Below are 25,728 nucleotides of genomic sequence, written 5' to 3' on the forward strand. Positions count from 1 at the left end.
CGCGCCCGTTAGGGTCGAGGCCATGGAAGCCCATCCCCTGGTGATCGAATACCTGCGCCTCGGTCTGGCATTCGACCGGATCGAAGAGGGATTCGTCGATGCCTACACGGCCGACCCGCGGCTGCGGCAGGAAGTCGAGAACGCGCCGAAGCCCGAACCCCGGGAGCTGGCCCGGACGGCCGCGCGGTTACGTACGGAACTGCCGAACGCCGGCCTGCCCGCCCAGCGGTCCGAGTTCATCGACGCGCATCTGCGGGCGCTGGAATGTTCGGGCCGCAAGTTCGCCGGGGACGATATCGGTTTCATCGACGAGGTCCGCGCCTATTTCGACGTCGAGATCGCGCCCGGTGATCCCGCCGACTATCAGGAGGCACACCGCAAGATCGATGAGGTCCTGGGTGGCTCGGGTCCGCTGACCGAACGGATGGCGGCCTATCGGAAAGCCGACGAGATCCCGCCGGACAAGCTCGAGGCGTGCGTCGAAGCGTTCTCCGGCGCGCTCCGCGAACTGGTTCGCGCCCGGTACCCGCTGCCGGACCACGAGCACGTCACCTACGAGGTGGTCGGCGACAAGCCGTGGTCCGGTTTCAACTATTACCTCGGCAACTACCGGTCCACGGTCGCCATCAACTCCGACCTGCGCCAGCACATGGCGAACCTGCCCCGGCTCATTTCGCATGAGTCCTACCCCGGGCACCACACCGAGCACTGCCGCAAAGAGGCCGGCCTGGTGGCCGCCGGGCAGACCGAGCAGACGATCTTCCTGGTCAACACTCCGCAGTGCCTGATGGCCGAAGGGCTGGCGGACCTGGCGTTGCGTTCGATCGTCGGGCCGGGCTGGGGCCGGTGGGCGCAGGAGATCTACGCCGACCTCGGATTGCGGTTCGACGGGGAACGCGCCGAACGACTCGTCGAGGCCTCCGGCCAATTGCTCGGGGTCCGGCAGGATGCCGCGCTCATGCTGCACGACATGGGCAGGGACGCCGACGATGTGGCCGCCTTCCTGGAGCGCTGGTCGCTCACCACTCCCGACCGCGCCCGCCAGTCGCTGCGCTTCCTGTCCTCACCGCTGTGGCGGGCCTACGTCAGCACCTATGTGGAGGGCTACCGGTTGCTGGGTGGCTGGCTCGACCGCGCCACCGACGAGGACGACCGCGCCGACCGCTTCCGCCGGCTGCTGGACGAACCCCTCATTCCCTCCGCCCTGCGCGCCGTCTGACCCGGGTGCCGAGCCCGCGCCATCTCCGGATAGCGGGCCTTCGTGGCCGGGGTCACACCGGGCCCCGACCACGCCCCGCCGAAGGCGGGGCAGATAAACCGATCCCTGGGGTGACTCATACACTGGCGTGGTGACGCAGACGACCGCCTCTGTCAATACCCAGTCTCTCGGTGAGCTCGATCCCGAACTCGCCACCGCGATGGCGGGTGAGCTCGCCCGGGAACGCGACACCCTGGAAATGATCGCGTCGGAGAACTTCGTGCCGCGCGCGGTATTGCAGGCGCAGGGCAGTGTGCTCACCAACAAGTACGCCGAAGGCTATCCCGGTCGTCGCTACTACGGCGGCTGCGAACACGTCGACGTGGTCGAGAACCTCGCCCGGGAACGCGCCAAGGCGCTGTTCGGCGCGGATTTCGCGAATGTGCAGCCGCATTCCGGCGCCCAGGCCAACGCCGCGGTGCTGATGTCGCTGCTCGATCCGGGCGACCGGCTGCTCGGCCTGGACCTGGCCCACGGCGGCCACCTCACCCACGGCATGCGGCTGAACTTCTCCGGCAAGCTCTACGACGTCCACTCCTACGGGGTCTCCAAGGAAGACCACCGGGTGGATATGGACAACGTCCGGGCGATCGCGCGGGAGGCGCGGCCGAAGGTGATCGTCGCCGGATGGTCGGCGTATCCGCGGCATCAGGATTTCGCGGCGTTCCGGGAGATCGCCGACGAGGTCGGCGCCTACCTGTGGGTCGATATGGCGCATTTCGCCGGACTGGTCGCCGCCGGCCTGCACCCCTCCCCGGTGCCGTATGCCGACGTGGTCTCCTCCACCGTCCACAAAACCCTCGGCGGCCCCCGCTCGGGCCTCATCCTGGCGAAACAGGACTACGCCAAGAAACTGAACAGTTCGGTGTTCCCCGGGCAGCAGGGCGGCCCGCTGATGCACGTCATCGCCGCGAAGGCGGTCGCGTTCAAGATCGCCGGCACCCCCGAGTTCGCCGAACGCCAGCAGCGCACCCTGACCGGTGCCAAGATCCTCGCCGAACGCCTCACCGGCCCCGACGTCGCGGGTAAGGGCATCAGCGTCCTTACCGGCGGCACCGACGTCCACCTGGTCCTGGTCGACCTGCGCAACTCCGACCTCGACGGCCAGCAGGGCGAAGACCTGCTGCACGAGGTCGGGATCACGGTCAACCGCAACGCCGTCCCCTTCGACCCGCGCCCCCCGATGGTCACCTCCGGCCTGCGTATCGGCACCGCCGCCCTGGCCACCCGCGGCTTCGGCGACACCGAGTTCACCGAGGTCGCCGATATCATCGCCACTGCTCTCGCCGGCGGCGCCGACCTGGATGCGCTGCGCGGCCGGGTCAAGAAACTCGCCAACGATTTCCCGCTCTACCAGGGCCTCGAGGACTGGAACCTGTTGTGATCTTCGGTGCTGTGTGCTCGGCCCACGCGCCGAGTACACAGCACCTGGCTCCTGCCGGAGCGGCATCCTAGGCTCGGAGGATGGATACCGAGCTGAATCAGGACGCGGCCACCACGGTCCGCGAGTTCTTCACCGCGATGGAGATCGGCGCGCTCGACGAGGCGCTGGAGCTGGTGCATCCCGATATCGTCTGGAAGAACACCTCGCTGCCGGATGTGCGCGGGGCGCGACGGGTCGGGAAGTTGCTACGGGGCCTGGACCGGGAGCAGTTCGGGTTCTCGGCGCAGATGCACCATATCGCCGCGGACGGATCCGTGGTGCTCACCGATCGCACCGATGTGCTGCGGTTCGGGCCGGTGCGCATCTCGTTCTGGGTGATGGGGACGTTCGAGCTGCACGACGGCCGAATCGTGTTGTGGCACGACCATTTCAGCTGGGAGAACTTTCTGCGCGGCACCGCGGTCGGGGTCGTGAAGGCGCTCTTCGGCCGCTGACCTATCGGGTCGCGATGGCGCGGACGCCGTTCGAGAGCGCCGTGAAACGCTCTCGAACGGCTGCCGGGCCTACGCGTTGGGCCCGTATTCCTCCAGCATCTCGGTGACCAGTGCGGCGATCGGCGACCGCTCACTGCGGGTCAGGGTGATATGCGCGAACAAGGGGTGACCCTTGAGCTTCTCGACCACCGCGGCGACACCGTCGTGCCGGCCGACCCGCAGATTGTCGCGCTGGGCCACATCGTGGGTAAGGACCACCCGGGAACCGCTGCCGAGCCGGCTCAGCACCGTCAGCAGGACATTGCGTTCCAATGACTGGGCTTCGTCCACGATCACGAACGAATCGTGCAGCGACCGGCCTCGAATATGGGTCAGCGGGAGAACTTCCAGCATATCCCGGCCGAGTACCTCCTCCATGACCTCGCGGCTGGCCAGACCGTCGAGGGTGTCGAAGACGGCCTGTGCCCACGGGCCCATCTTCTCGTTCTCGGTGCCCGGCAGGTAACCGAGTTCCTGGCCGCCCACCGCGTACAGCGGCCGGAAGACCACGACCTTGCGCTGGGTGCGCTTCTCCAGCACCGCTTCCAGGCCGGCGGTGAGTGCCAGTGCGGATTTACCGGTGCCGGCGCGGCCACCCAGCGAGACGATGCCGACGCTCTCGTCGAGCAACAGGTCCAGTGCCACCCGCTGTTCCGCGGAGCGGCCGTGTAGCCCGAACGCCTCCCGTTCCCGCACCAGCTGCACCCGTTTGTCCGGTGTGACCCGGCCGAGGGCGCTGGAGCTGTTGCCCAGGAGGCGTATTCCGGTGTGGCAGGGCAGTTCTCGCGCCTCGTCGAGATCGACGACCGATTCGCTGTAGAGTCGGTCGACGATGTCCGAGGCCGTGTCGATCTCGACCATGCCCGTCCAGCCGGAGGTCACCACATCCTGTGCGTGATATCCCTCCGCCCGTAGACCTACCGCGCTGGCCTTCACCCGCATCGGGATGTCCTTGGACACCAACACCACCTGGCATCCGTCGGCCGCGAGGTTCAACGCGCAGGCCAGGATGCGGGAATCGTTGCTCTCGGTGCGGAAACCGACCGGCAACACCGAGGGATCGGTGTGGTTCAGTTCCACCTGCAACGTGCCACCGTCGGTGCCGATGGGCAGCGGTTCGTCGAGCCGGCCGTGGGCCACCCGCAGATCGTCGAGCATGCGCAGGGCCTCGCGGGCGAACCAGCCGAGTTCGTGATGGTGTCGTTTACCCTCGAGTTCGCTGATCACGACCAGCGGCAACACCACATGATGTTCGCCGAACCGGGTCACTGCCCAGGGATCCGACAGCAGCACCGAGGTGTCGATAACGAAGGTTTTCAAACCTTTCTCAATGAAGCGAGAATTCGCCGAAGGGGCGGATACGGAGCGATTATCAGTCACGGTAGGCTCCTATGGTCTGCGCGGCACCCACACAGACAGTCTCGCTGGGCCGGTAGGTCCGGATGGCTGCTGACGTGGTGCGTCAGTGGCCACGAGGACCGGGTGCCGGCCCCCTCGTACTGAGTTTCTCAGTCACGGTCAGGACCTCCCGAGCGAACCGCTACGTGCGACCCGCCACTCCGAAGCTACCTCCTCACCACCCCTGTGCGCTCGAAGAAATGCGCGAGGGTTTGGTGAATTCGCTGTGAACTGGCCCCGGTTCGACCGTTTTCACGCAGGTCAGCGTGGGTATCGACCGTCCGCGGTCGATTCGGATCAGGTATCGGTGAAAGTCGTGCTGTCCCCGGTCCTGAGCGGCGTGTTCGCTCCACGTTCGCTTTCGTGTCGCCCGGCGCGGGCCGGTTCATTCCCGCAACTGCTCCACGAGTACCGGAACGTGGCTGTGACCCGGTTCTTTGACAGCGGTGACCAATGTCACCGGCGGGCTGCTGCCGGCGCGCTCCCGGAGCCGGTTCAATATTTCGCGGGCCGCCGGCTCGGCGAGCTCGGCCCGGTAGCGGTCGGCGAATTCGGTGCGCCGGCCATCGGGGTCCTCGTGGAACCACCTGCGCAGCTCGGTCGAGGGGGTGATCTCCTTGGGCCATTCGTCGACCCGGGCCGCGGCCTTGGCGAGGCCGCGCGGCCACAGGCGGTCGACGAGCACCCGGTATCCGTCGTCGGCCGTGGGGGCCTCGTAGACGCGTTTGACCTGGAAGCCGGGCGGTGGGGTGGGGATTTCGTCGGTCATCGGGTCATCGCAGCACGGTATCGGGCCGGAGTGGGTACGCCACGCGGTGACGGCCCGGCGACCCTCCCGGAAACCGGCCCGGAACCCGGTGCCGGGATTAGAGTCGGCGATATGACCCAGTACGAGGAGTCGGACAAGCTCTCGTCGAAGGAACTGCACGACCGCGCGGTCAGGCTCGCGGTGCGGCACGGTGATATCCGCTTCCTCTGGGACCTGCTGACCCGGATCCCGGCGGCGGAGGCCACGGCGGGCCGGACCGGGGAGAGCGAAGCCGATATCAAATGGGTGGTGCCCATGCTCGACGACTATGTTCACGCAGGTGACGGCGAACTCGCCGAGGCGCTGCGCGGGTTCTATCTGGAGTACTTGAAGGAGCATTCCTGACCGTCGTGCAGCGAAGTGCACCGCGGACCCGTCGCGGTGCCGGATCGCTACGGCCTCGGCTCACTCGCCGCGGTACTCGCCGAAGAACTCGGTGATCTCGGCGGCCATGAGATCCGCCGCGACGTGGTGCAGGTAGTGGGTGTGCACATCATGTGTACGCCACGACACAATGTGGTGATCGCGCTCGGCGAACCGCCGGATTCCGTGGAAATCGCCGGTCGAGCCGCACAGTGCCAGCGGCACCGTCGACGGCGCGGTGGGGGTGGGGGCCTTGTCCTTCTCGAAGTAGTGCCGGATCGCCGAACCCGCCGTGCCGGTGAACCAGTGGACAGCGATATTGGCGATCACGAAGTCGTCGTCGAGTTCCGGTCCCAGGAGCTGTCCGTTCCAGCCGAGCAGGCCCGACGGTGAGTCCGCGAGGGCGTGCGCGAGGGTCTGCGGCTGCTGTGACTGCAGCACATTGAAACCCATTTTGTTCGTCACGAACCAGTTCAGGGTTTCCAGGGACCGCTGCTCGTCGGCATCCAGGTGGGCCAGTTCGGCAGGGTCGCCCGACGGGAACGAATATACCTGGGCCACATGCGTTCCCACCACACGGTGCGGTGCGAAACGGCCCAGTTCGACCGAGATCATCGATCCGCCGTCATTGCCCACCGCGCCGTATCGCGCGTAGCCCAGCCGCCTCATCAGTTCGGCCCAGGCCCGGGCGATCCGCTGGTCGTTCCAGCCGTTCTCGGTGGTGGGTCCGGAGAAGCCGTAACCGGGGACCGAAGGGATGACGAGATCGAAACCCGCGGCGTTCAGCGGCTCGATCAGGCGCAGGAATTCGACGAAGGTCCCGGGCCAGCCGTGGGTGAGGACGAGTGGGAACCCGGTGCCCTGCTGTGCGCGTACGTGCAGGAAGTGGATCCGCTGACCGTCGATCTCGGTCACGAAGTGGGGGTGGGCGTTGAGCCGGTCCTCCATCTTTCGCCAGTCGAGCCGTAGCCAATGCTCCGCCAGGGCCCGTACCCGGCCGACGCTGACGCCGTACTCCTCGCCGGAGCCCGGGATCTGATCGGCCCAGCGGCTGCGCTGGAGCCGGTTGCGCAGATCGTCGATATCGACCTGGGGGATCTCGACGCGGAACGGCTTGATGGTGGCCATATCGAATCCTTCACTCAGAACGGAATAGTTTGTTCCGTTTGAAGGTAACAGAACGGAACATTCCGTTTCAACTGGTACGCTCGGCGTATGTCGAAATCAGCGGAAACACCTGCTCACAAGCCTCTGGGCGGCCGTAGAGCGCAGGCCGCCCGCAACGACGGTCTCGTCCTGGAAGCCGCTCGGGAGGTGTTCCTGGCCGAACCGAAGGCCCCGATCGCCGCGGTGGCCGAACGGGCGGGCGTCGGAATCAGCGCGCTCTACCGCCGCTACCCCAGCAAGGAAGCGCTACTGCGCACGCTGTGCCACGAGGGGTTGCGCCGCTACAACGCGGAGGCCGACGCCGCGCTGGCCGAACCCGACGGCTGGCAGGCCCTGGTGGGGTTCCTGGAACGAGTGGTCGATGCCGACGTGCACTCCCTGACGGTGCATCTCGCGGGCACCTTCGAACCCGACCCGGCGATGCTGCCCGATGTGGCGCACGCCGACGAGACGAACGCAGAACTGGTACGCCGGGCGCAGGCCACGGGCCGGCTGCGGGAGGGGGTGACGCCGCAGGACATCGGCCTGGTATTGGAAGCGTGCGCGGCGGTGTCGACACCCGACCGGCAGCGCACCGCGCAACTGCGCCGCCGGGTGCTCGCGGTCCTGATCTCCGGATTGGCCGCCGCGGGCGAGCTGCCGGGCCCGCCGCCGCGGCCGGGGGAGTTCGCCTGGCGCTGGCAACGCGCCGGAACCCACCCGGCGCGGCCGCCGGAAGCGGATCAGCCTGCGTAGGCCTCCCGCATGGCCCGCAAATCGATCTTCTTCATCTGGTACATGGCCGCGAGAGCGCGATCGACCGCCACCGGATCGTCACCGGAGAGCAGGTCGTTGGCCTCGCTGGGCCAGATCTGCCACGGCACCCCGTACCTGTCGTTGAGCCAGCCACACTGGATCTCCTCGCCGCCGTCCGCGAGCAGCGCCTCCCACAGCCGGTCGACCTCGGCCTGATCGTCACAGTTGACCAGCAGCGACATCGCGTGGGTGTAGTGGTAGTCGCCGCCGCCGTTGATAGCGGTGAACTGCTGGCCGGCGAGCTGGAAGTCGACCAGCATCACCGTTCCCGCTTCCCGCATGCCCGAATCCGTATACCGCTGCACCCCGGTGATCTTCCCGTCCGGGAACAGGGAACAGTAGAACTCCGCGGCCTCCTCGGCCTGGGTGTCGTACCAGAGATTGGTGACGATCTTCTGCATGACGATCCTCCTCAGCTGACGGCTGGTATGCACTGACGACGGATCCCGGAGCCGTAATTGATCGGCTCCGGCCGGATTCGATCGATGATCCGGCACCGGCGCGGCGCATCCGGCTCGACCCGCCGGGCCCGGTCGGCGCGAGCCCGGCGCGGTGATCTGGGCTTTCGTAACCCCAGGTCTGCGCTCCGCCGGCCGCTCGCCGGCATCCAGAGCCGGGACCGGCTCGACCGTGCAGGTGACCAGGGAAGGGGTGAGGTGGACCGGTGCTGCCCGATGATCGGCGCGATCGTGGCCGACACCCGATCCGACCCGCCGGGCCGATCGGCACGAGCCGAGGCCGGGCGGGCCGGGCGGCGATCAGTCGGTGATCTCAGCACCTGTCGGTGGTGGCGGCGCGGCTTCCAGGCGGAGGAACTCCTCGTCGGTGAGCAGCCGGGACCGGATCAGGAACCGGACACCCTCCGGCGCCTCCAGGGAGAAGCCGCTCCCGCGCCCGGGCACCACGTCCACCGTCAGATGGGTGTGCTTCCAGTACTCGTACTGGTCCGCGCTCATCCAGAACGGGGTGTCCACATCCACCTGCCCCAGCAGCACATCCTGCGCCCCGACCCGGAACTCGCCCCGCGGATAGCACATGGGTGCGCTGCCATCGCAGCACCCGCCGGACTGGTGGAACATCACCGGACCGTGCCGTTCGATCAGCTCATGCAGCAGATCGGCAGCGGTCGCGGTGAGTTCCACCCGGTTCGGGTCCGGCATCAGAAGAACCCGAGCTTCTGCGGTGAATAGCTGACCAGCAGGTTCTTGGTCTGCTGGTAGTGGTCAAGCATCTGCGCGTGGTTCTCCCGGCCGATACCCGACTTCTTGTAGCCGCCGAACGCCGCGTGCGCCGGATAGGCGTGATAGCAATTTGTCCACACGCGTCCGGCCTTGATACCGCGACCGAGCCGGTAGGCGGTGTTGCCGTCCCGGGTCCAGACACCCGCGCCGAGACCGTAGAGGGTGTCGTTCGCGATCTTCAGGGCCTCCTCGGTGGAATCGAAAGTGGTGACCGAGACGACCGGGCCGAAGATCTCCTCCTGGAAGATGCGCATATCGTTGCTGCCCTTGAAGATGGTGGGCTCCACGTAATAGCCGTTCGGGTAGCCCTCGACCGACCGGGGCCCGCCGCCGGTGAGTACCTCGGCGCCTTCCTTCTTGCCGATATCGATGTAGGAGAGGATCTTCTCGAGCTGGTCGTTACTGGCCTGCGCGCCGATCATGGTCGCGTCGTCGAGCGGATCGCCGCTCACAATGGCCTTGGTGCGCTCCACACAGCGGGCCATGAACTCGTCGTAGATCGACGAATGGACGAGCGCCCGCGACGGACAGGTGCACACCTCGCCCTGGTTCAGCGCGAACATCACGAAACCCTCGACCGCCTTGTCCAGGAAATCGTCGTCGGCCGCCAGCACATCCGGCAGGAAGATATTGGGACTCTTCCCGCCCAGTTCCAGGGTCACCGGAATGATGTTCTCGCTCGCGTACTGCATGATCAACCGGCCCGTGGTGGTCTCGCCGGTGAAGGCGACCTTCGCCACCCGCGGACTCGACGCCAACGGCTTACCGGTCTCCACCCCGAAGCCGTTCACCACATTCAGCACACCCGGCGGCAGCAGATCGCCGATCAGCTCGACCACCTTCATGATCGACGCCGGCGTCTGCTCGGCCGGTTTCAGCACCACCGTGTTACCGGCCGCCAGCGCCGGCGCCAATTTCCAGGTCGCCATGAGAATGGGGAAATTCCACGGAATGATCTGACCCACCACGCCCAGTGGCTCATGGAAGTGGTAGGCGATGGTGTCGGCGTCGATCTCGCTGATCCCGCCCTCCTGGGCGCGGATGGCCCCGGCGAAATACCGGAAGTGATCCACGGCCAGCGGTAGGTCCGCCGCCTTCGTCTCCCGCACCGGTTTCCCGTTCTCCCAGGTCTCCGCGACCGCCAGCGCCTCCAGATTCTCCTCGATCCGATCCGCGATCTTGTTGAGGATATTCGCGCGTTCGGTGGTGGAAGTGGCCCCCCAACCATCGGCGGCCGCATGCGCGGCATCCAGCGCCAGCTCCACATCGGGCGCGGTGGAACGCGCTACCTCGCAGAAGGTCTCGCCGTCGACCGGAGACGGATTGTCGAAGTATTTACCTTCGACGGGTGCGGTCCACTCACCCCCGATGAAATTGTCGTATCGGCGGGCATAGCTGACGATGCTGCCGTCGGCACCGGGCTTGGCGTAGGTCATGACGAACTCCTCGGTCGACTCGGGCGCTGAACGCACGCCGGATAGAGCGTGATGTACCTCACTATGCCGCGTTATGGGCAGTAGTACGCGGTGTTCGCGACGAAACGTGGGATCGATTCCGGCGGGTGCGGGCTCGATGCTGGTCGAGGTGGCGGCAGCCGGAAAACCGACGTCGAGGGCGGGGGTTGCGCGCCGGGAATCGCGCGGGCCTGGTATGGATGCCCCGCGATTGTCGCGGCGTGCCGGGACAAGCGAGCATTGTCGATGACGAGGCAGATCTGGATACCGTGCGGTTCGGCGCTGTCATCGGCAAGCGCCGCCAAGGTTCGCAGCGAGAGGAAAACGAGCCGGGTGGCGTCGATGATGGTGATCTCATGGCCCGTGCCGACCAGCATTGGCGTCTATATGCCGAGCGAGGGATCTCGCGTATCCGGATCCGGCCTGGTCGGTGACATCCCGGGCGAAACCTCGGCCGGTGACCGGGCGACGACTCGGATGTCTGCTTCCGCTGTGTTGTCGATGGCGTCGGCACCGAGTTTTAGATCATCGAGTGCACTACCCATCTGGTCGGGAGTGATGCGGGGCAGGATTCGTCGAGGGGAATTCCGGTGATTCAGACCTCACGCGTGGCACGCCGACATCGCCGGGACGCGGCATAGGGTCGGGAATATGAGCGAGGAGAAGCAGTACCGCATCGAGCACGACACCATGGGTGAGGTCCGCGTTCCGGTGGACGCGCTGTGGCGTGCCCAGACCCAGCGGGCGGTGGAGAACTTCCCGATCAGCGGGCGGGGGCTGGAGCGGGCGCAGATCCGGGCGCTAGGGCTGTTGAAGGGAGCATGCGCGGTCGTCAACCGGGATCTGGGGTTGCTCGAGGCGGAGCGGGCCGCGGCGATCGTCGCGGCCGCCACCGAGATCGCGGAGGGCCGCCACGACGACCAGTTCCCGATCGATGTGTTCCAGACCGGGTCGGGGACCAGTTCGAATATGAACGTCAACGAGGTGATCGCCTCGATCGCGGCCGCGGGCGGGGTCACTGTGCACCCGAACGACCACGTGAATATGTCCCAATCGTCGAATGACACCTTTCCGACCGCGACCCACCTGGCCGCCACCGAGGCCGTGATCAAGGATCTGCTGCCCGCCCTGGAGCATCTGCGGTTGGCATTGCTGGACAAGGCGACCGAATGGCGCACGGTGGTGAAATCGGGGCGTACCCATCTGATGGACGCGGTCCCGGTGACGCTGGGCCAGGAGTTCGGTGGTTACACCCGGCAGGTCGCGGCGGGTATGGAGCGACTGCTGGCGACGCTGCCGCGACTGGGCGAACTGCCGATCGGCGGTACCGCGGTCGGGACCGGGCTGAACGCGCCCGCCGGGTTCGGGGCGAAAGTGGTGGCGGAGTTGGTGCGGGCCACCGGAATCGACGCGCTGACCGAGGCCGAGGATCATTTCGAGGCGCAGGCGGCCCGGGACGGGCTGGTGGAGGTCTCCGGGGCGCTGCGCACGGTCGCGGTGAGCCTGACCAAGATCGCCAACGATATTCGCTGGATGGGTTCGGGTCCGCTGACCGGGCTGGGTGAACTGCAACTGCCGGACCTGCAGCCGGGTAGTTCGATCATGCCCGGCAAGGTGAATCCGGTGCTGCCGGAGGCGGTCACCCAGGTGGCGGCGCAGGTCATCGGAAACGATGCCGCGGTCGCCTTCGCGGGGGCGGGTGGGCATTTCGAGCTGAACGTCTACATCCCGGTGATGGCGCGTAACGTGCTCGAATCCATCCGGCTGCTGGCGGCGGTGTCACGGCTGTTCGCCGACCGGTGTGTGCACGGGTTGATCGCCGACGCCGAACGGCTGCGCACCCTGGCCGAATCCTCGCCCTCCATTGTGACCCCGCTGAATTCGGCGATCGGTTACGAGGAAGCGGCGGCGGTGGCCAAGCAGGCGCTGCGGGAGCAGAAGACGATCCGTCAGACGGTGATCGATCGGGGGCTGATCGGCGACGGGTTGAGCGAGGAGGAACTCGACCGGCGCCTGGACGTGCTGTCCATGACGAATATCGACAACGACTGATGCCGTGCCGCTTCGGGAACCCGGGATGACGCGGCATTCGGTGCGACGCGACGGTTGCGCAACGGTCGCGTCGCACCGTAGATGGATTCAGGACCGGAACCGGGCCAGTTCTTCGCGGGCTGCTTCGCCGGATTCGCCGAGGTCGGTGCGGCCGAACACATCCCAGCGACGCAGCAGCGGCGCGAAGATCAGCTCGTCCTGCCGCTCCGGATCGTAGATACCGGCATCGGCCAGTGCCTCGTCGCTGCTGCGCCCGTCGGGCAGGGCGACCGAGGGGACCCGGAACGCGGCGACCTGGTCGGCGACGGCGCGCATGGTCTGGTCCGGGGCCTGCTCGAACCCCGCCGCGACGAGGTCGGCGAATACCGCGGCCTGCCGCTCGTCGTCCTCGGCGATCCGCTCGCTGATCGCGGTGATCAGCGGGTTCTCCCCGAGCGCGGCGGTATTGCGATGGCGCACGGCGGCGGCGGTCTCCTCGAACGCGCAGGCGGCCAGCACATCCAGCAGATGCAGCGGCTCGCGCCGGAAACCGTCGGTCATATGACCCATCCGCAGCCGTTCCAGCTCCACCGGGTCACAGGCACGGGTGACCATCAGATAGTTGCGGATCACAATGGAGTGCCGGGCCTCCTCGGCGGTCCAGCGGCCCACCCAGCGCCACCACGCCCCGGTGCGCAGATATTTGCCGAGCTCCCGGTGGTACGCGGGTAGGTTGTCGGCGATCAGCACGCTCACGGTGAGCGCCAGCCGGGCGGTATCGCCGAGTTCGGACTGCGCGGGATCCCAGTCCTCGCCGCCGAGGAAGGCGAAGTTGCGACCGTCGTCCCATGGGACGAAGTCGTGCGGCTGCCATTCATCGGCGATCTCGGTATGGCGCCGCATGGTCAGTTCCACCTCTACCGCGAGCGATTCCAGCAGGTCGCGGTCGGTCAACAGTTTCTGCACGCACACACGGTAGCGGGTCGGAGCGAGTACGGGGTCGGCGCCGGGGTCGGGTTGGGGAATATCGGCGATCCGGACGATCCGGGTCGGGTACTCGCACAATCCGGCCCGTTCCGCGGATGTGAACGAAGATCCCGGAATCGTGTGATGCGCGGGCTCCGGCCAGCGTTCGGGGCGCCCACTTCCGTGGGCGCCCCGAGCGCTGGATTCACTTTTCGGTGACCGTGGTGGAACGGTCCGAGGAGTTCCAGGTGATGGTGCCGCCCTCGAAGTCGCTCTTCTTACCCTCCGGGGTCGCCTCCTCGTCGGAGGTGGGGAAGCCCAATCGGCCGTCGGCGCCGCCGTTGGCCTCCCATGCCTCGCGGATATCGCCCCAGACGATATGGGCGCCGGTGTCCTTGCTGAAGAAGATGGTGCCGCCGGAGAAGTTCTGGTAGCGACCGCCATCCCCGGCGACCTGCTCCTCGCCCTCGGGCATACCGAGTGTGCCGGTCGGACCGCCGGCCTCGGTGTATTTCTGGTAGATGCTGCCCTTCACGGCAACTTCGTTGCCGTCCGGGGTCTGCACCCTGGTTTCACCGGCATTGGCATTGGGGTCTTCGTCGGGGGTGGCCGAGCCCTCGGCGACTGTCGTTTCGGTGGCCGAGCCTTCGGCGCCCGGAGAGGCGGACGGGGTGCCGGTGCCGGTGTTGCCGCCCGGCATCACCGCCGAGGTCAGGGAGCCGACGGTGTCCGACACCGAGTTGTCGTCGTCACCGCAACCGGCGACGAGCAGACCCGCGGCGGCGAGTGCCGCGGTGAATCCGGCCGAGCGTCGAGCGAAGTGGTGCATGTCCATCCTCTCGCGACAGGCCGGCGTGATGGACGGGCGGGTCGTGGTGGTTCATCACTCCGGCTGTGGGTTCGGCAACGTCGCGGCTACTGATTGTGGAGATTCGTGACGTTACCAGTTCGGTGGCCACGCGGATATTACCCGTAAGAACCGCGAACACGGCCCGGATGCCGAAAAGTTGCTGGCCACGGCGGGTATGCGCCCGGCGCGCCGGAGGGCCCGTGCGGTCCGGAGCAGTGCCCGGACCGCACGCGCGGCGCTCAGGGCAGCGGCGGGGCGGCGTGCTCGTCGCCGTGGAAATCGACCGACGAGTATTCGCGGAGTTTGGTGAGCCGGTGGTAGGCGTCGATCATGCGGACCGTGCCTGATTTCGACCGCATCACAATGGACTGGGTGGACGCGCCGCCACCGTAGTAGCGGACCCCGCGCAGCAGATCACCGTCGGTGACGCCGGTGGCGCAGAAGAAGACGTTCTCCCCGGCCACCAGATCCTCGGTGACCAGCACCCGGTCCAGATCGTGGCCGGCGTCGATCGCCTTCTGCTTCTCCTCGTCGTCCTTGGGTGCGAGTCTGCCCTGCAGGGCACCGCCCATACAGCGCATCGCGGCCGCGGCGATGATGCCCTCGGGGGTGCCGCCGATACCGACCAGGATGTCGGTCCCGGAATCAGGGCGCGCGGCCGCGATGGCGCCGGCCACGTCACCGTCGGAGATCAAGCGGATCCGGGCGCCGGCGTGGCGGACCTCCTGGATCAGGTCGCCGTGGCGGGGGCGGTCCAGAATGCACACGGTGATATCGGAAACCGAGGCATGCTTGGCCTTGGCGACCTTGCGGATGTTCTCCCCGATGGGCGCCGAGATATCGATCACGTCGGCGGCGTCGGGGCCGACGGCGATCTTCTGCATGTAGAACACCGCCGACGGGTCGAACATGGCGCCGCGTTCGGCGACCGCCAGCACCGAGATGGCACCGGGGGACCCCTTCGACATCAGGGTGGTGCCGTCGATGGGGTCGACCGCGAAATCGACCTCCGGGCCGGTGCCGTCACCCACGTTCTCACCGTTGTACAGCATGGGCGCTTCGTCCTTCTCGCCCTCGCCGATCACCACGACGCCACTCATCGATACCGAGCTGACCAGCTGCCGCATGGCGTCCACGGCCGCCCCGTCGCCGCCTTCTTTGTCGCCCTTGCCCACCCAGCGTCCCGCTGCCATGGCGCCGGCTTCGGTGACGCGGACGAGTTCGAGCGCGAGGTTGCGGTCGGGCGCCTCGCGGCGGCTCGAAGCGGGCGAAGATGCCGTCATGGCGGGTGCCTCCTAGGTTGTGTAACTTGCCGTAATTGTCGCATCGCCGGATTGCGTGCCGGTGATCACCTGGTACGGCAGTACCGGGGGCGGCGCGGGGTCCCGCCGTTACCACGATGGATACTGGGAGCGTGCCGAACAAGAAGCCACGCATCATGAACGACTACCGGGATCTTTTCTGGTCGTTGATCCCGTTGGTGCTGATCGCCGTGGTGTTCGCCGGACTGACCAGTCAGTGCAGTCTCGCCACGACCGGTCCCACCCAGGGCACGATACCGAGTTTCGACGCCGCCGCGGCGCTGCGCTCGGACGCGCGCAACCTGTCGTTCCCGATCCGTCAACCGGCCGTCCCACAGAACTGGCGGCCGAATTCCGGGAGCCGCGACACCATCACCGAACGCGGCGGCGGCACGGTCAGCACCATCGGTTATGTCACCGGTGTGGGCACCTATATGGAACTCGACCAGAGCGACGCCACCGAAGAGGTCCTGGCCGGACATATCGCAGGCAGCCGGTATGCCACCGGGACCCGGGATATCGCCGGGCAGAAATGGGTGGTCTACCAGGAGCCCGGCGCCGAGCCCGCGTGGGTCGCCGATTTCGGGGACAGCCGGGTGCTGATCCGGGGCGCCGGCAATACCGAGGCCTTCGAGACCCTGGCCGCCGCGGTGGTGGCCGCCCGGCCGCTCCCGACCACGTAACCGGCCAACTGGGGGTAGGCGCGGGTCATTCCGCGTCGTCGGATTCGGCCAGCGCTTTCTCGATCCGCTGCCGCGCCCCGGCCAGATGTTCTTCGCACCGGTTGGCGAGCGCCTCGCCGCGTTCCCAGAGCGCGAGGGCGTCGTCGAGGTCCATACCGCCCTGCTCCAGCATTTTCACCACGCCCGCCAGCTCGTCGCGGGCGCGTTCGTAGCCGAGGCCGGCGATATCGGCCAGATCGTCGGTGCCGGTATCGGACACGGTCAGGTCCTCTCGGAGTCGTCGGAGCGGGTGCGGGAGCCGTGTTCGCCGAGCCGTTCGGCACCGAGGGCGGCGGCGGAGATCGCGCCGTCCCCGACCCGGATACGCAACTGGCTGCCGGCGGGCGAATCGGCGACAGCGCGCACCACATGCCGTTCGGGTCCGGTCACCCGCTGCACCACAGCGTAGCCGCGGGCCAGGGTCGCGGCCGGGCCGACCGCGGTCAGCTGACGCCGCAGATGGTCGGTGGTCACCGATTCGGCGCGGACCAGACTCTCGACGCAGCGGCGGGTCGCGGTGCGCAGGCGTTCGATCTCGTCGTGGCGGTGGCCGAGATCGCGCAGCGGATCGGCCAGGACCGGGCGCGACCGCAATTGCCGCAGCGCCGCCGACTCCCGTTCGACCCAGCCGCGCAGTGCCGCCGCGGACCGCGCGCGCAGTTCCCGGACGAGCGCGGTCTCGGCGGCGGCGTCGGGCACGATCCGTTTGGCGGCGTCGGTCGGGGTGGCCGCGCGCAGATCCGCGACCAGGTCGGAGACCGGGGAATCGGGTTCGTGACCGATGGCGCTCACGATGGGGGTGGTCGCGGCGACGAGGGCCCGGCACAGTGTCTCGTCGGAGAACGGCAGCAGATCCTCCACACTGCCGCCGCCGCGGGCGAGCACGATCACCTCGACCGCCGGGTCGCGATCCAGGGCCGCCAGCGCGTCGAGGATCTGCGGGACCGCGGACGGACCCTGCACGGCGGTGTTGCGGATCTCGAACCGCACCGCGGGCCAGCGGTCCCGGGCCACGCTCAGCACATCGTGTTCGGCGGCGCTGCCGCGGCCGGTGATCAGCCCGATGGTGCCGGGCAGGAAGGGGACCGGGCGTTTGAGCCGCGGATCGAACAGGCCCTCGGCATCCAGCAGGGCCTTCAACCGTTCGATCCGTGCCAGTAGTTCGCCGACACCGACCGGGCGGATCTCGGAGATGCGCAGCGACAGGGTGCCGCGGCCGGGGAAGAAGGAAAGCTTGCCGTAGACCACCACCCGGCTGCCTTCCTGCAGCGGGACAGGGGAGGCGCGCAACAGGGCCGGATCGCAGGTCACCGACAGTGACATATCGGCGGCCGGATCGCGCAGCACCAGGAAGGCGGTGCGGGTGCCGGGCCGCAGGTTGATCTGGGTGAGCTGGCCTTCCACCCAGATACTGCCGAGCCGGTCGATCCACTGGGCGACCTTCATCGACACCGAGCGCACCGGCCACGGCTGCTCGGCGGAATTGGCGGGGGCGGATGCCTGCCCGGGCCGGCCGGAACCGCTCCGGCCGACCGGGGGCGCGGGATCGGCCTCGGTCACTGGGCTCGCACGGTGGCGATCCGGTTGGTCAGCATGGTCACGAACGCGGCGCGATCCAGGGTGCGCTGTTCGTAGTCGAGCAGGGCGACCAGATCGTTGACCGTGAGCGTGCGCAGCCGTCCGCGCAGCTGGGCGAGGGTCATATTCGGGTAGTCGTAGCGGGCGCCGGCCTCGGGAAGTTCGGGCGCGGGCGCCGGCTCGGGTTCGGCGACGGGCTCGGGATCGGCGGTGGTGGCGGATTCGGGTCCGTCGACCGCGGCCGCGCCGGTCACCTCGATATCGCTGACCGCGTCACCGGCGTCGACGGTGGTCTCGGCGTCGAAGGTGCGGGCCGCGGGCACCGGGTTGCCGTTCTGGATCGCGCGCAACCCGGCCAAGGTCTCCTGCAGGGCCTGCTCGACCTCGGCCGGATCGGGTTCGACGCGGTCGAAGCTGCTGTTGCGGCGGCGCCGGATGGCACCGGACTCGCGCACCGGCGGGTTGTCGTCCTCGTCGAAGGTGGCCCATTCGGGCTGTTCCTCGGGACGGTTGATGATCCGGTCGAATACCGAATCGCCCTTGATCGCGAGACTGGTGACGAACTGCTGGACGTGCATTCCCGTCTGCAGTAATTGGCTTACCGCGGTGAGCGGTAGTTTCGCCGCCGCCGAGGGCAGCCGTCGCGTCTCCTCGAGAACATAGACGGCGGCTCCGGCGGCGACGCGGGCCAGGAACGGTGGTCGAAACATGGTAATAGCCTGCCCGATATAGCGGGGTACGCAAAAGAGGGTGCGCGTACCCGGCACGCCGCGGCGGGTCTCGGTGGATGCCGGGCGTTGGGCGGGCGGACGCTCCCGCGGATGCGTCGCGGAAATCCGGAACCGGCGCAGAGCCGGATCGGTGGGTGAACCCGCACACCTCTTCCAGGGGTGGTTCCCCGGCGACCGGTGCCGCGGGGCCGTCGAGGGCCGCCGGTGAGCGGGGTGAACGGGTCGAACCGGTGGTCGGGGCGCGGCGCGGCCGGCGGGGTGCACGGGCGCGGCGGGCACGGAGGTACGCACGTATTCTGTGGGGCATGTCCTCGGCAATACCGTTGAATGTCGGAATCGCTCGCTCGGCCGGCGCCGCGACCGCCGCCCCCGAAGGAAAACGAGTGCTGCTCGCCGAACCGCGCGGATACTGCGCGGGTGTGGACCGTGCCGTCGAAACCGTGGAAAAGGCGCTGGAGAAGCACGGGGCGCCGATTTACGTCCGCAAGGAGATCGTGCACAACCGCCACGTGGTGGAAACGCTGCGCGAGCGCGGCGTGATCTTCGTCGACACCACCGACGAGGTCCCCGAAGGGGAACTGGTGGTGTTCTCCGCGCACGGTGTCTCGCCCGCGGTGCACGCGACCGCCGCCGAGCGCAACCTGCGCACGATCGACGCGACCTGTCCGCTGGTGACCAAGGTCCATCAGGAGGCCAAACGCTTCGCTCGTGACGACTACGACATCCTGCTGATCGGCCACGAGGGCCACGAGGAGGTCGAGGGAACCGCCGGCGAGGCCCCCGAACACGTCCAACTGGTCGACGGTCCGGACGCGGTCGAGAAGGTGACCGTACGTGACGAGTCCAAGGTGATCTGGCTGTCGCAGACCACGCTGAGCGTGGACGAGACCATGGAGACGGTGTCGCGGCTGCGGGAGAAGTTCCCGGCGCTGCAGGATCCGCCCAGTGACGATATCTGCTACGCCACCCAGAACCGGCAGGTCGCGGTGAAGGCGATGGCCCCGGAATGCGATCTGGTGATCGTCGTGGGTTCGCGCAACTCGTCGAACTCGGTGCGCCTGGTGGAGGTGGCCCTCGGCGCCGGGGCCCGCGCGTCGTATCTGGTGGACTACGCGCGCGAGTTGGACCCGGCGTGGCTCGAGGGGGTGAGCACGGTCGGGATCACCTCCGGCGCGTCGGTCCCCGAGATCTTGGTGCGCGGAGTGCTGGACATGCTCGCCGAACACGGGTTCGGCGAGGTCCAGCCGGTGACCACCGCGAACGAGACCCTCGTGTTCGCACTGCCCCGGGAGCTGCGGGCCGCTCGGCGCTGACCCGCGCTCACCTCAGGCGACGGCCCGGCGCTCAGCGGCGCTCGGGACGCCGCCGTTCCGGAATCGGTTCGCGGACCCGGGCGGTCTGCGGTGCCCGGGCCGGCTCGCCCCGGCGGGCGTTCGCGCGCACCGGTTCGTCCGGGACCGGTGCCGCCGGGCGGGCGGGCCGGTGCTGACGCATCTCACGGGTGCGAGGGGCGGCGCCCCGCGCGGCCGGCTCGGCGGGCGGACGGCCCCGGCCGCCGCGGCGTGGGGGCTCGTCGAACGATTCGTGGGTGTAATCGGGCTCGGGGTTCTCGGGTCGTTTCGGCCGCGCTTTCGCCTTGGTCCGGCCGTTGGCCTTGGATCGTGCCGCCAGGGTCTCGGCGCGCGAGGGTTTGCTCCCTCGGGCCGTTTTGCCTTCGCCCACGGGACGCTTCGCCTGTCCGCGGCTCGGCCGCTTCGCGGTCTCGCGGCGGGGCCGGTTCTCTGCCCGTTCCTTGGTCTCGCCGCGGGTCGCGCGCCGTTCGCTACGGCCCCAGCTCGTGCCGCGCCGGGCGGCGGCGGTCTCGCGGGCCGCGTTCTCCGAGCGGAACTGTGCGATCCGGATCCCGGCGATGATCAGCACCAGGACGGTGGCCAGCATCATCGGCGGGAAACGGTGCACCAGCGGGATCGCCAGGTTCAGCAGGATGTCCTTGAGGGAGGCGGTGCCGGTCCCGGTGAGCTGACGGTATGCGATCGGTACGGCCACGAACAGCAATAGCGGCGGTAACACCATGGTGGTGAACAGGCCGCGGAACCGCACCGCCGCCACCGCCGCCAGACATCCGAGGATGTAGAACGCGCTGAAGGTGCCGGTCAGGTCCGTGACGTCGCCGAGGGCATCGATGAGGAAACCCAGGAAGGTGCAGACCGCAGCGATGAGAACCGCGGCATAAGCCGGGACACCCGGCACCGTCGGCAATAACGAACGTTGCGGCGCGGGCACCCGGGAATTCACTCGTTGGGAAGCAGCCACGTATTGAACACTATCGTCCGGAAGGGTCGGCTGTGTTACGGCACGGCGGGTCCGGCTCCCCGATTGTGCGGAAACGGTGGTCGGCGGCGGTATACATTCCGTCAAGGGATATGGGTGGCGCGCAACACGATGGCGCAATGGAGACACTGTCCTTGGTGGTCACGGGTCCGCCGGGCCAGGGGCGGTACGGGTCTCGGCGTGTTGCCGGTGTGGCGTCCCGGGTATCGGTACCGGCATTGAAGCTGTCGGTGCGGTGCCCTAAATTCGCCGTCATGCGAATCCTGCATACGTCGGACTGGCATATCGGTCGCACCTTTCACGGCGTGGACCTGCTGGCCGACCAGTCGCGGGTACTCGAAGCGATCGCCGAGCTCGTGGCCGCCGAAGAGGTGGACACCGTCGTGCTTTCCGGCGATGTCTACGATCGCTCCATCCCCAGCGCGGACGCGATCGCGGTCTGCAACAGGGGGTTCGAGGCCATCCGGGCGGCCGGGGCGCGCATCGTGGTCACCTCCGGTAACCACGATTCGCCGACGCGGCTCGGGGCGGGCGCCGGTTTCGCGGCGGCCGGCGGGCTGTATCTGCGCACCACGGTGGCGGATTCGGCACAGCCGGTGCTGCTGTCCGACGAGCACGGTGCGGTCGCCTTCTACGGCATCCCCTATCTGGAGCCGGAGATATGCCGCGGCGAGCTCGGCGTGCCGCGGGCCCGGTCGCATGCCGAGGTGCTCGCGGCGGTACTGGAACGGATCCGGGTGGATATCGCGCAGCGGCCGGACACTCGGACGGTACTGCTGGCGCACGCCTTCGTGGTGGGCGGTGCGGCGACGGGCTCGGAGCGGTCGATCTCGGTGGGCGGAGTGGAGACGGTGCCGCTGGGGATGTTCACCGAGCCGGGTTTCGACTATGTCGCGCTCGGGCATCTGCATTCGCCGCAGACCCTCGCCGAAACGGTGCGCTATTCGGGCTCGCCGCTTCCGTATTCGTTCGGGGAGAGCACGCACCGCAAGAAGGCGTGGCTGGTGGACCTCGGTGATACCGGCCCCGCCCGGGTGCGCGGTCTGGAATTGCCGCTGGTCCGCGGGCTGAGCCGGCTCACCGGGACTCTGGAGGACCTGCTGACCGACCCCGCGTGGGAAACGGCCGAGCAGCACTACGTCTCGGTATCGCTCACCGACTACGCCCGCCCGGTGGACGCCATGCGCCGATTGCGTGAGCGTTTCCCGTACGCGGTGCACGTGGAATGGGAACGGCCCCGGGGCGACCCGGCCCTGCGTTACCGGGAGCGGGTGCGCGGCCGCGCCGATACCGATATCGCCCACACCTTCCTCACCGATGTGCGCGGCGAGCCGAACACCTCGGAAATGGATTGGCTGACCCGAGCCATGGCCGCTGCGGTCCGGGAGACAGAGGTGGTCCGCGACGATCTCGGCGCATCACCGGCGGCCGATACGGAACTCACCGCATGAGACTGCACCGGCTGGAGATGACGGCCTTCGGTCCCTTCGCCGAGACGGCGTCCGTCGATTTCGACGAACTGGGCGCGGATGGCCTCTTCCTACTGCACGGGCAGACGGGCGCCGGGAAGACCACGGTGCTCGACGCCATCGCCTACGCCCTGTACGGGCGGGTGCCGGGGGCACGGGGGGACAAACGACTGCACTCCGACCACGCGCCCGCGCACACCCGCCCGGAGGTGGTGCTCGAGGCCACGCTGGGCGGCCGGCGACTCCGGCTCACCCGGCAACCGGAGTTCGAGCGGCCGAAGCTGCGCGGTAGCGGGACCCGGGTGGAGAACGCCAAGGCCACGCTGGCCTGGCTGGACGGACAGGGCACCAACCTCTCGCGGATCAACGAGATCGGCGACGAGATCGTGCGGTTGCTCGGGATGAGCGCCGATCAGTTCTTCCAGGTGGTGCTGCTGCCGCAGGGAGATTTCGCGAAGTTCCTGCGCGCGGAGAACGAGGATCGCGAACGACTGCTCGAGAAACTTTTCGACACCGGACGTTTCGGGTCGGCCGAACAGTGGCTCACCGCCCAGCGCAAATTGTCGGGGGAGCAGATCGGCGCCCAGCAGCGCAATGTGGAGGACCTGATCACCCGGGTCGCGGTAACGGCCGGGATCGACCGCACCGAGCGGATCGACATTCTGGACGCGGTCGAGTGGTCGCAGGATCTGCTGGCCGCGGCACGCGGCGAGGTGGAGAAAGCGCAGCACGAACTCGATGAACGGCGTGTGGAGTCGGCGCGCGCCGACGAACAGGCCGAACAGGAGCGGCGGGCGGCCGAACAGCGGCGCCGGCTGGCACTGGCCCGGCAGCAGCTCGAGCAGTACGCCGCCGACGCCCAGGCGCGCGCCGCGGACCGTGGCGAACTGGATCGTGCGCGCCGCGCCGAACCGGTGGCCGCGGCGCTGGCCGAGGCCGAGGCGGCGGTCCGCGCGGCGCGCAGCCGGGAGGAGGAATCCGCGACCGCGGCCGAGAACCTGGCCCGGCTGGCCGCGGAACCCGGCAGTGCGGATATCCCGGGTATCCGTCTGGTGCCGGACCCGACCGCCGGGCGAACCGGGGACGAGCTGCCCGCGGAGGATTTCGCGGTCGAGGGCCCCTCGTCGGAGGACGAATTCGCACTGTTCGACGTAGCTCCCGGTGCGTCTCGGCAGAGCTTCGGCGAGACCGGTGTCGACGAGCCGGACCGAATGGACGATCGAGCCGGCTATGACGAGGACCTCGGCCTCGATACCGCGATCCGCGGATGGAGTGCGCTCCTGGGCAAACTCGGCGAGATCCGCGCCGACGCGGCCACGGCCGACACTTTGCGCGGGGAACTGGCCGAACTCCATGCCGCGGCGGCCGAGCTCGGCGAGCGTTCGGCCGCACTCACCGAACACCGGACCCGGCTCCCCGAGGCCATCGCCGCCGCGCAGGCGCGGGCGCGGGAAGCCGACGAGGCGAAAGCCACGCTGCCCGGTCTGCGGACCGAACTCCGGCGCTTGCAGGAGGCCGCGACCGCGGCGGTGGATCTGGTTCGGGCGCGCACCTCGCTCGACCGGGCCCGGGTGGATCTCGATACGGTGCGCGCCCGGCACCTGGAGGCCCGTGAACACGTTTTGGACCTGCGGGAACGCCGGCTGGCCGGAATGGCGGCGGAACTCGCCGGGCGCCTGGTCGACGGGCAGGCGTGCGCGGTGTGCGGTTCGGCCGAGCATCCCCGGCCGGCGCGGCCGGCGGCCGGCGCCGTATCGACCGAGGACGAGGCGACGGCGGCCGCCGCCGAACGTACCGCCGACGTGGCACGCGAACGCGCGCGGGCGGCGCTGGCCGAGGTGGAGCGGGAGATCGAGGCACTGCTGGCCCGCGGCGGCGATACCGACCGCGTACAACTCGCGGCCGAGCTGCGCGAAGCCACCGAGAAGTGCGGGGACGCGGAGGAACTGGCCGAATCGGCCGATGCGTGCACCGCCGAACTCACCCGCCTGCGTAGTGATGAGAGTGGGTTGCACGATGCCCTGCGCGATACCGAGACCCGGGCGGGAGCAGTCGCGGCGCGGATCGAGTCCGCGCAGACCCGGCTCGCCGAAATCGATGAGAAGCTGCGTACGGCCGCCGGACGGGACCGGACCATCGCTCGTCGCCGGGAGCGCCTGCACGCGCTGATCGCCGCCGCGGGCGACCGGCGGGACACCCATGCCGCGGTCCGCGCGGCATGGGAACGGGCGGCCACCTGTGTGCTGCGGGTCGAACGACTGGCCGGATCGGCGGGCCTGGCCCCGCCCACGAGTGCCGCCGGCGCCGCGCCGGATCCCGCGGCCGATAATGCGGGCGCCTGGGGCCGGGTGCCGGCAGCCGGCTCGGCGGAGATGTCGGCGACGCTGCGGATCTACTCGCCCCTGATCGGCGCCGCGACCCGCTCCCCGCAGCGGCAGGACACACTGAGCGCTGCCCTGGCCGCGGCGGAGGAGATACGGGCCGCCGCGCAAGCCGTAGTGGACGAACCGGAGATACGGGCCGCCGCCGGCACCGCGCCCGGTGATCCCGAAGCGCTCGAAGCAGCCGTGCGGACCGCCCGGGCCGCGCTGGACGAGGCGGTCGCGGCCCATTCCGCCGCCGTGCACCGGGTCACCCGCCTGGAAACCCTGTGCGGGCAGCTGTGGGCGGCCGTGGATCTGATCGCCCCTGCGCAGCGGGCTCATCAGGAACTGGCCGAGCTGGCGGAGGTGGTCGCGGGCCGCGGCGCGAACAACCGGCGGATGTCGCTGCGCTCCTATGTGCTGGCGGCCCGGCTCGAGGAGGTCGCGGTGGCCGGGTCGGCCCGGTTGCGCCGGATGTCGGGCGGCCGGTACGAATTCGTGCACACCGACCGGGCCGGAACCCACGGCCGGCGCGGCGGGCTCGGGTTGGATATCCGCGACGACTACACCGGCGCCATCCGGCCCGCTCGCACGCTTTCCGGTGGGGAGACCTTCATGGCGTCACTGGCGCTCGCGCTGGGGCTGGCCGATACCGTCGCGGCCGAGGCGGGCGGGATCATCCTCGACACCCTGTTCATCGACGAAGGTTTCGGCAGCCTGGACGCGGACACCCTCGACGCGGTGATGGGCGTTCTCGACGAACTACGCGCCGGGGGCCGGGTGGTGGGGCTGGTAAGTCACGTCGACGAGATGCGGCAGCGTATACCCAGCCGCCTGCACGTGGTGCGCGGCCGCAACGGTTCCCGGTTGCACGCCACCATCGCCTGACCGCGCGGATTCACCTGATGGCTCCGAGGAAGCCCTCGGCTTCGGTCGGGGGAGGAAGCGGACCCCGCAGATGACTGCGGGAGTCCTCGGCCTTCAG

The 25,728-nt window shown here is 68.7% G+C and carries 24 protein-coding genes; 10 read left to right on the forward strand and 14 right to left on the reverse strand.

Going from position 1 to position 25,728, the window contains the following annotated elements; all coding sequences use genetic code 11:
- Positions 1 to 22: 22 nt before the first annotated feature.
- The 3 genes from NGR01S_RS15395 to NGR01S_RS15405 all read left to right on the forward strand — a co-directional run bounded on the left by NGR01S_RS15395 (position 23) and on the right by NGR01S_RS15405 (position 3,136).
- Positions 23 to 1,219 (forward strand): hypothetical protein, encoded by a 1,197-nt coding sequence (locus tag NGR01S_RS15395; protein ID WP_063037247.1) that lies wholly within the window; start codon positions 23 to 25, stop codon positions 1,217 to 1,219.
- A gap of 130 nt (positions 1,220 to 1,349) precedes the next feature.
- A complete protein-coding gene (glyA, locus tag NGR01S_RS15400) occupies positions 1,350 to 2,642 on the forward strand; it encodes a serine hydroxymethyltransferase (RefSeq protein WP_063037545.1) in 1,293 nt (430 codons plus the stop codon).
- Between the two features lie 80 nt (positions 2,643 to 2,722).
- Complete coding sequence (locus NGR01S_RS15405) at positions 2,723 to 3,136, forward strand: limonene-1,2-epoxide hydrolase family protein (RefSeq protein WP_063037249.1); 414 nt, start codon at positions 2,723 to 2,725, stop codon at positions 3,134 to 3,136.
- A gap of 69 nt (positions 3,137 to 3,205) precedes the next feature.
- On the opposite strand, the gene phoH2 is transcribed toward NGR01S_RS15405, so the two are convergent.
- Both phoH2 and NGR01S_RS15415 read right to left on the reverse strand, forming a co-directional pair.
- Positions 3,206 to 4,555, reverse strand: coding sequence for an RNA 5'-3' helicase PhoH2 (phoH2, locus tag NGR01S_RS15410; protein WP_063037251.1), 1,350 nt, complete (start codon positions 4,553 to 4,555; stop codon positions 3,206 to 3,208).
- Positions 4,556 to 4,958: 403 nt separating this feature from the next.
- On the reverse strand, positions 4,959 to 5,342 hold the full coding sequence (locus tag NGR01S_RS15415; RefSeq protein WP_063037253.1) for a DUF488 domain-containing protein: 384 nt from the start codon (positions 5,340 to 5,342) through the stop codon (positions 4,959 to 4,961).
- A 111-nt stretch (positions 5,343 to 5,453) separates the two neighbouring features.
- Between NGR01S_RS15415 and NGR01S_RS15420 the strand changes: the two genes are divergently transcribed.
- The gene (locus NGR01S_RS15420) at positions 5,454 to 5,726 is read left to right on the forward strand and encodes a hypothetical protein (protein ID WP_063037547.1); all 273 of its coding nucleotides are present in this window, start codon (positions 5,454 to 5,456) and stop codon (positions 5,724 to 5,726) included.
- Between the two features lie 60 nt (positions 5,727 to 5,786).
- Here NGR01S_RS15420 and NGR01S_RS15425 read toward each other — a convergent pair whose 3' ends face one another.
- Entirely contained in the window at positions 5,787 to 6,872 is a 1,086-nt protein-coding gene (locus NGR01S_RS15425) for an epoxide hydrolase family protein (protein ID WP_063037255.1), read from the reverse strand.
- 87 nt (positions 6,873 to 6,959) lie between these two features.
- Between NGR01S_RS15425 and NGR01S_RS15430 the strand changes: the two genes are divergently transcribed.
- Positions 6,960 to 7,646 carry a TetR/AcrR family transcriptional regulator gene (locus tag NGR01S_RS15430; RefSeq protein ID WP_063037257.1) on the forward strand — a complete coding sequence of 229 codons (687 nt, stop codon included), beginning with the start codon at positions 6,960 to 6,962 and terminating at the stop codon, positions 7,644 to 7,646.
- Here the strand turns inward: NGR01S_RS15430 and NGR01S_RS15435 are convergent.
- The 4 genes from NGR01S_RS15435 to NGR01S_RS15450 form a co-directional block, all read right to left on the reverse strand.
- The gene (locus tag NGR01S_RS15435; RefSeq protein WP_063037259.1) at positions 7,634 to 8,107 is read right to left on the reverse strand and encodes a VOC family protein; all 474 of its coding nucleotides are present in this window, start codon (positions 8,105 to 8,107) and stop codon (positions 7,634 to 7,636) included. The two genes, NGR01S_RS15430 and NGR01S_RS15435, sit on opposite strands and share 13 nt — an antisense overlap.
- 357 nt (positions 8,108 to 8,464) lie before the next feature.
- Positions 8,465 to 8,866 carry a DUF779 domain-containing protein gene (locus NGR01S_RS15440; RefSeq protein ID WP_063037261.1) on the reverse strand — a complete coding sequence of 134 codons (402 nt, stop codon included), beginning with the start codon at positions 8,864 to 8,866 and terminating at the stop codon, positions 8,465 to 8,467.
- A complete protein-coding gene (adh, locus tag NGR01S_RS15445; protein ID WP_063037263.1) occupies positions 8,866 to 10,383 on the reverse strand; it encodes an aldehyde dehydrogenase in 1,518 nt (505 codons plus the stop codon). Before adh ends, NGR01S_RS15440 begins: the two co-directional genes overlap by 1 nt.
- Positions 10,384 to 10,454: 71 nt before the next feature.
- Positions 10,455 to 10,778 (reverse strand): hypothetical protein, encoded by a 324-nt coding sequence (locus tag NGR01S_RS15450; RefSeq protein ID WP_063037265.1) that lies wholly within the window; start codon positions 10,776 to 10,778, stop codon positions 10,455 to 10,457.
- 274 nt (positions 10,779 to 11,052) lie between these two features.
- On the opposite strand from NGR01S_RS15450, the gene NGR01S_RS15455 reads away from it, so the two are divergent.
- Positions 11,053 to 12,453: a class II fumarate hydratase gene (locus NGR01S_RS15455; protein WP_063037267.1), complete on the forward strand. Its 1,401-nt coding sequence runs from the start codon at positions 11,053 to 11,055 to the stop codon at positions 12,451 to 12,453.
- An 87-nt stretch (positions 12,454 to 12,540) separates the two neighbouring features.
- Here the strand turns inward: NGR01S_RS15455 and NGR01S_RS15460 are convergent, their stop codons facing one another.
- From NGR01S_RS15460 to glpX, 3 genes are all read right to left on the reverse strand, one after another.
- Entirely contained in the window at positions 12,541 to 13,398 is an 858-nt protein-coding gene (locus tag NGR01S_RS15460; protein WP_157107279.1) for an acyl-ACP desaturase, read from the reverse strand.
- A 205-nt stretch (positions 13,399 to 13,603) separates the two neighbouring features.
- Complete coding sequence (locus tag NGR01S_RS15465; RefSeq protein WP_084481117.1) at positions 13,604 to 14,227, reverse strand: LGFP repeat-containing protein; 624 nt, start codon at positions 14,225 to 14,227, stop codon at positions 13,604 to 13,606.
- Positions 14,228 to 14,487: 260 nt separating this feature from the next.
- A complete protein-coding gene (gene glpX, locus NGR01S_RS15470) occupies positions 14,488 to 15,531 on the reverse strand; it encodes a class II fructose-bisphosphatase (RefSeq protein WP_063037271.1) in 1,044 nt (347 codons plus the stop codon).
- A gap of 131 nt (positions 15,532 to 15,662) precedes the next feature.
- Between glpX and NGR01S_RS15475 the strand changes: the two genes are divergently transcribed.
- Positions 15,663 to 16,232 carry a DUF4245 domain-containing protein gene (locus NGR01S_RS15475; protein ID WP_063037273.1) on the forward strand — a complete coding sequence of 190 codons (570 nt, stop codon included), beginning with the start codon at positions 15,663 to 15,665 and terminating at the stop codon, positions 16,230 to 16,232.
- Positions 16,233 to 16,257: 25 nt separating this feature from the next.
- Here NGR01S_RS15475 and NGR01S_RS15480 read toward each other — a convergent pair whose 3' ends face one another.
- The 3 genes from NGR01S_RS15480 to NGR01S_RS15490 are packed head-to-tail and all read right to left on the reverse strand — an operon-like array spanning position 16,258 to position 18,559.
- The gene (locus NGR01S_RS15480) at positions 16,258 to 16,491 is read right to left on the reverse strand and encodes an exodeoxyribonuclease VII small subunit (RefSeq protein ID WP_030522151.1); all 234 of its coding nucleotides are present in this window, start codon (positions 16,489 to 16,491) and stop codon (positions 16,258 to 16,260) included.
- A gap of 2 nt (positions 16,492 to 16,493) precedes the next feature.
- Positions 16,494 to 17,831: an exodeoxyribonuclease VII large subunit gene (gene xseA, locus NGR01S_RS15485; RefSeq protein WP_063037275.1), complete on the reverse strand. Its 1,338-nt coding sequence runs from the start codon at positions 17,829 to 17,831 to the stop codon at positions 16,494 to 16,496.
- Positions 17,828 to 18,559: a lipid droplet-associated protein gene (locus tag NGR01S_RS15490; protein ID WP_063037277.1), complete on the reverse strand. Its 732-nt coding sequence runs from the start codon at positions 18,557 to 18,559 to the stop codon at positions 17,828 to 17,830. Before NGR01S_RS15490 ends, xseA begins: the two co-directional genes overlap by 4 nt.
- A gap of 326 nt (positions 18,560 to 18,885) precedes the next feature.
- On the opposite strand from NGR01S_RS15490, the gene NGR01S_RS15495 reads away from it, so the two are divergent.
- Positions 18,886 to 19,893: a 4-hydroxy-3-methylbut-2-enyl diphosphate reductase gene (locus NGR01S_RS15495; protein ID WP_063037279.1), complete on the forward strand. Its 1,008-nt coding sequence runs from the start codon at positions 18,886 to 18,888 to the stop codon at positions 19,891 to 19,893.
- A 31-nt stretch (positions 19,894 to 19,924) separates the two neighbouring features.
- Here NGR01S_RS15495 and NGR01S_RS15500 read toward each other — a convergent pair whose 3' ends face one another.
- A complete protein-coding gene (locus NGR01S_RS15500; RefSeq protein ID WP_084481068.1) occupies positions 19,925 to 20,893 on the reverse strand; it encodes a DUF6542 domain-containing protein in 969 nt (322 codons plus the stop codon).
- 272 nt (positions 20,894 to 21,165) lie between these two features.
- On the opposite strand from NGR01S_RS15500, the gene NGR01S_RS15505 reads away from it, so the two are divergent.
- A complete protein-coding gene (locus NGR01S_RS15505) occupies positions 21,166 to 22,362 on the forward strand; it encodes a metallophosphoesterase family protein (RefSeq protein WP_063037283.1) in 1,197 nt (398 codons plus the stop codon).
- The gene (locus tag NGR01S_RS15510) at positions 22,359 to 25,631 is read left to right on the forward strand and encodes an AAA family ATPase (protein ID WP_063037285.1); all 3,273 of its coding nucleotides are present in this window, start codon (positions 22,359 to 22,361) and stop codon (positions 25,629 to 25,631) included. The genes NGR01S_RS15505 and NGR01S_RS15510 overlap by 4 nt, the downstream gene beginning before the upstream one ends.
- Positions 25,632 to 25,728: the final 97 nt, after the last annotated feature.

The sequence above is a fragment of the Nocardia grenadensis NBRC 108939 genome, assembly GCF_001613445.1.
Classification (GTDB): Bacteria; Actinomycetota; Actinomycetes; order Mycobacteriales; family Mycobacteriaceae; genus Nocardia; species Nocardia grenadensis.

Bases quoted from the DNA above. Each gene is read 5' to 3' on its own strand.
- NGR01S_RS15440 (WP_063037261.1), bottom strand. From the start codon at position 8,866: ATGCCGGACCCGAACCGGGTGGAACTCACCGCGACCGCTGCCGATCTG.
- NGR01S_RS15395 (WP_063037247.1), top strand. From the start codon at position 23: ATGGAAGCCCATCCCCTGGTGATCGAATACCTGCGCCTCGGTCTGGCA.
- NGR01S_RS15425 (WP_063037255.1), bottom strand. From the start codon at position 6,872: ATGGCCACCATCAAGCCGTTCCGCGTCGAGATCCCCCAGGTCGATATC.
- NGR01S_RS15435 (WP_063037259.1), bottom strand. From the start codon at position 8,107: ATGCAGAAGATCGTCACCAATCTCTGGTACGACACCCAGGCCGAGGAG.
- NGR01S_RS15455 (WP_063037267.1), top strand. From the start codon at position 11,053: ATGAGCGAGGAGAAGCAGTACCGCATCGAGCACGACACCATGGGTGAG.
- adh (WP_063037263.1), bottom strand. From the start codon at position 10,383: ATGACCTACGCCAAGCCCGGTGCCGACGGCAGCATCGTCAGCTATGCC.
- NGR01S_RS15510 (WP_063037285.1), top strand. From the start codon at position 22,359: ATGAGACTGCACCGGCTGGAGATGACGGCCTTCGGTCCCTTCGCCGAG.
- NGR01S_RS15405 (WP_063037249.1), top strand. From the start codon at position 2,723: ATGGATACCGAGCTGAATCAGGACGCGGCCACCACGGTCCGCGAGTTC.
- NGR01S_RS15505 (WP_063037283.1), top strand. From the start codon at position 21,166: ATGCGAATCCTGCATACGTCGGACTGGCATATCGGTCGCACCTTTCAC.
- glpX (WP_063037271.1), bottom strand. From the start codon at position 15,531: ATGACGGCATCTTCGCCCGCTTCGAGCCGCCGCGAGGCGCCCGACCGC.
- NGR01S_RS15450 (WP_063037265.1), bottom strand. From the start codon at position 10,778: ATGCTGGTCGGCACGGGCCATGAGATCACCATCATCGACGCCACCCGG.
- NGR01S_RS15430 (WP_063037257.1), top strand. From the start codon at position 6,960: ATGTCGAAATCAGCGGAAACACCTGCTCACAAGCCTCTGGGCGGCCGT.
- NGR01S_RS15420 (WP_063037547.1), top strand. From the start codon at position 5,454: ATGACCCAGTACGAGGAGTCGGACAAGCTCTCGTCGAAGGAACTGCAC.
- NGR01S_RS15490 (WP_063037277.1), bottom strand. From the start codon at position 18,559: ATGTTTCGACCACCGTTCCTGGCCCGCGTCGCCGCCGGAGCCGCCGTC.
- NGR01S_RS15415 (WP_063037253.1), bottom strand. From the start codon at position 5,342: ATGACCGACGAAATCCCCACCCCACCGCCCGGCTTCCAGGTCAAACGC.
- NGR01S_RS15495 (WP_063037279.1), top strand. From the start codon at position 18,886: ATGTCCTCGGCAATACCGTTGAATGTCGGAATCGCTCGCTCGGCCGGC.
- NGR01S_RS15465 (WP_084481117.1), bottom strand. From the start codon at position 14,227: ATGCACCACTTCGCTCGACGCTCGGCCGGATTCACCGCGGCACTCGCC.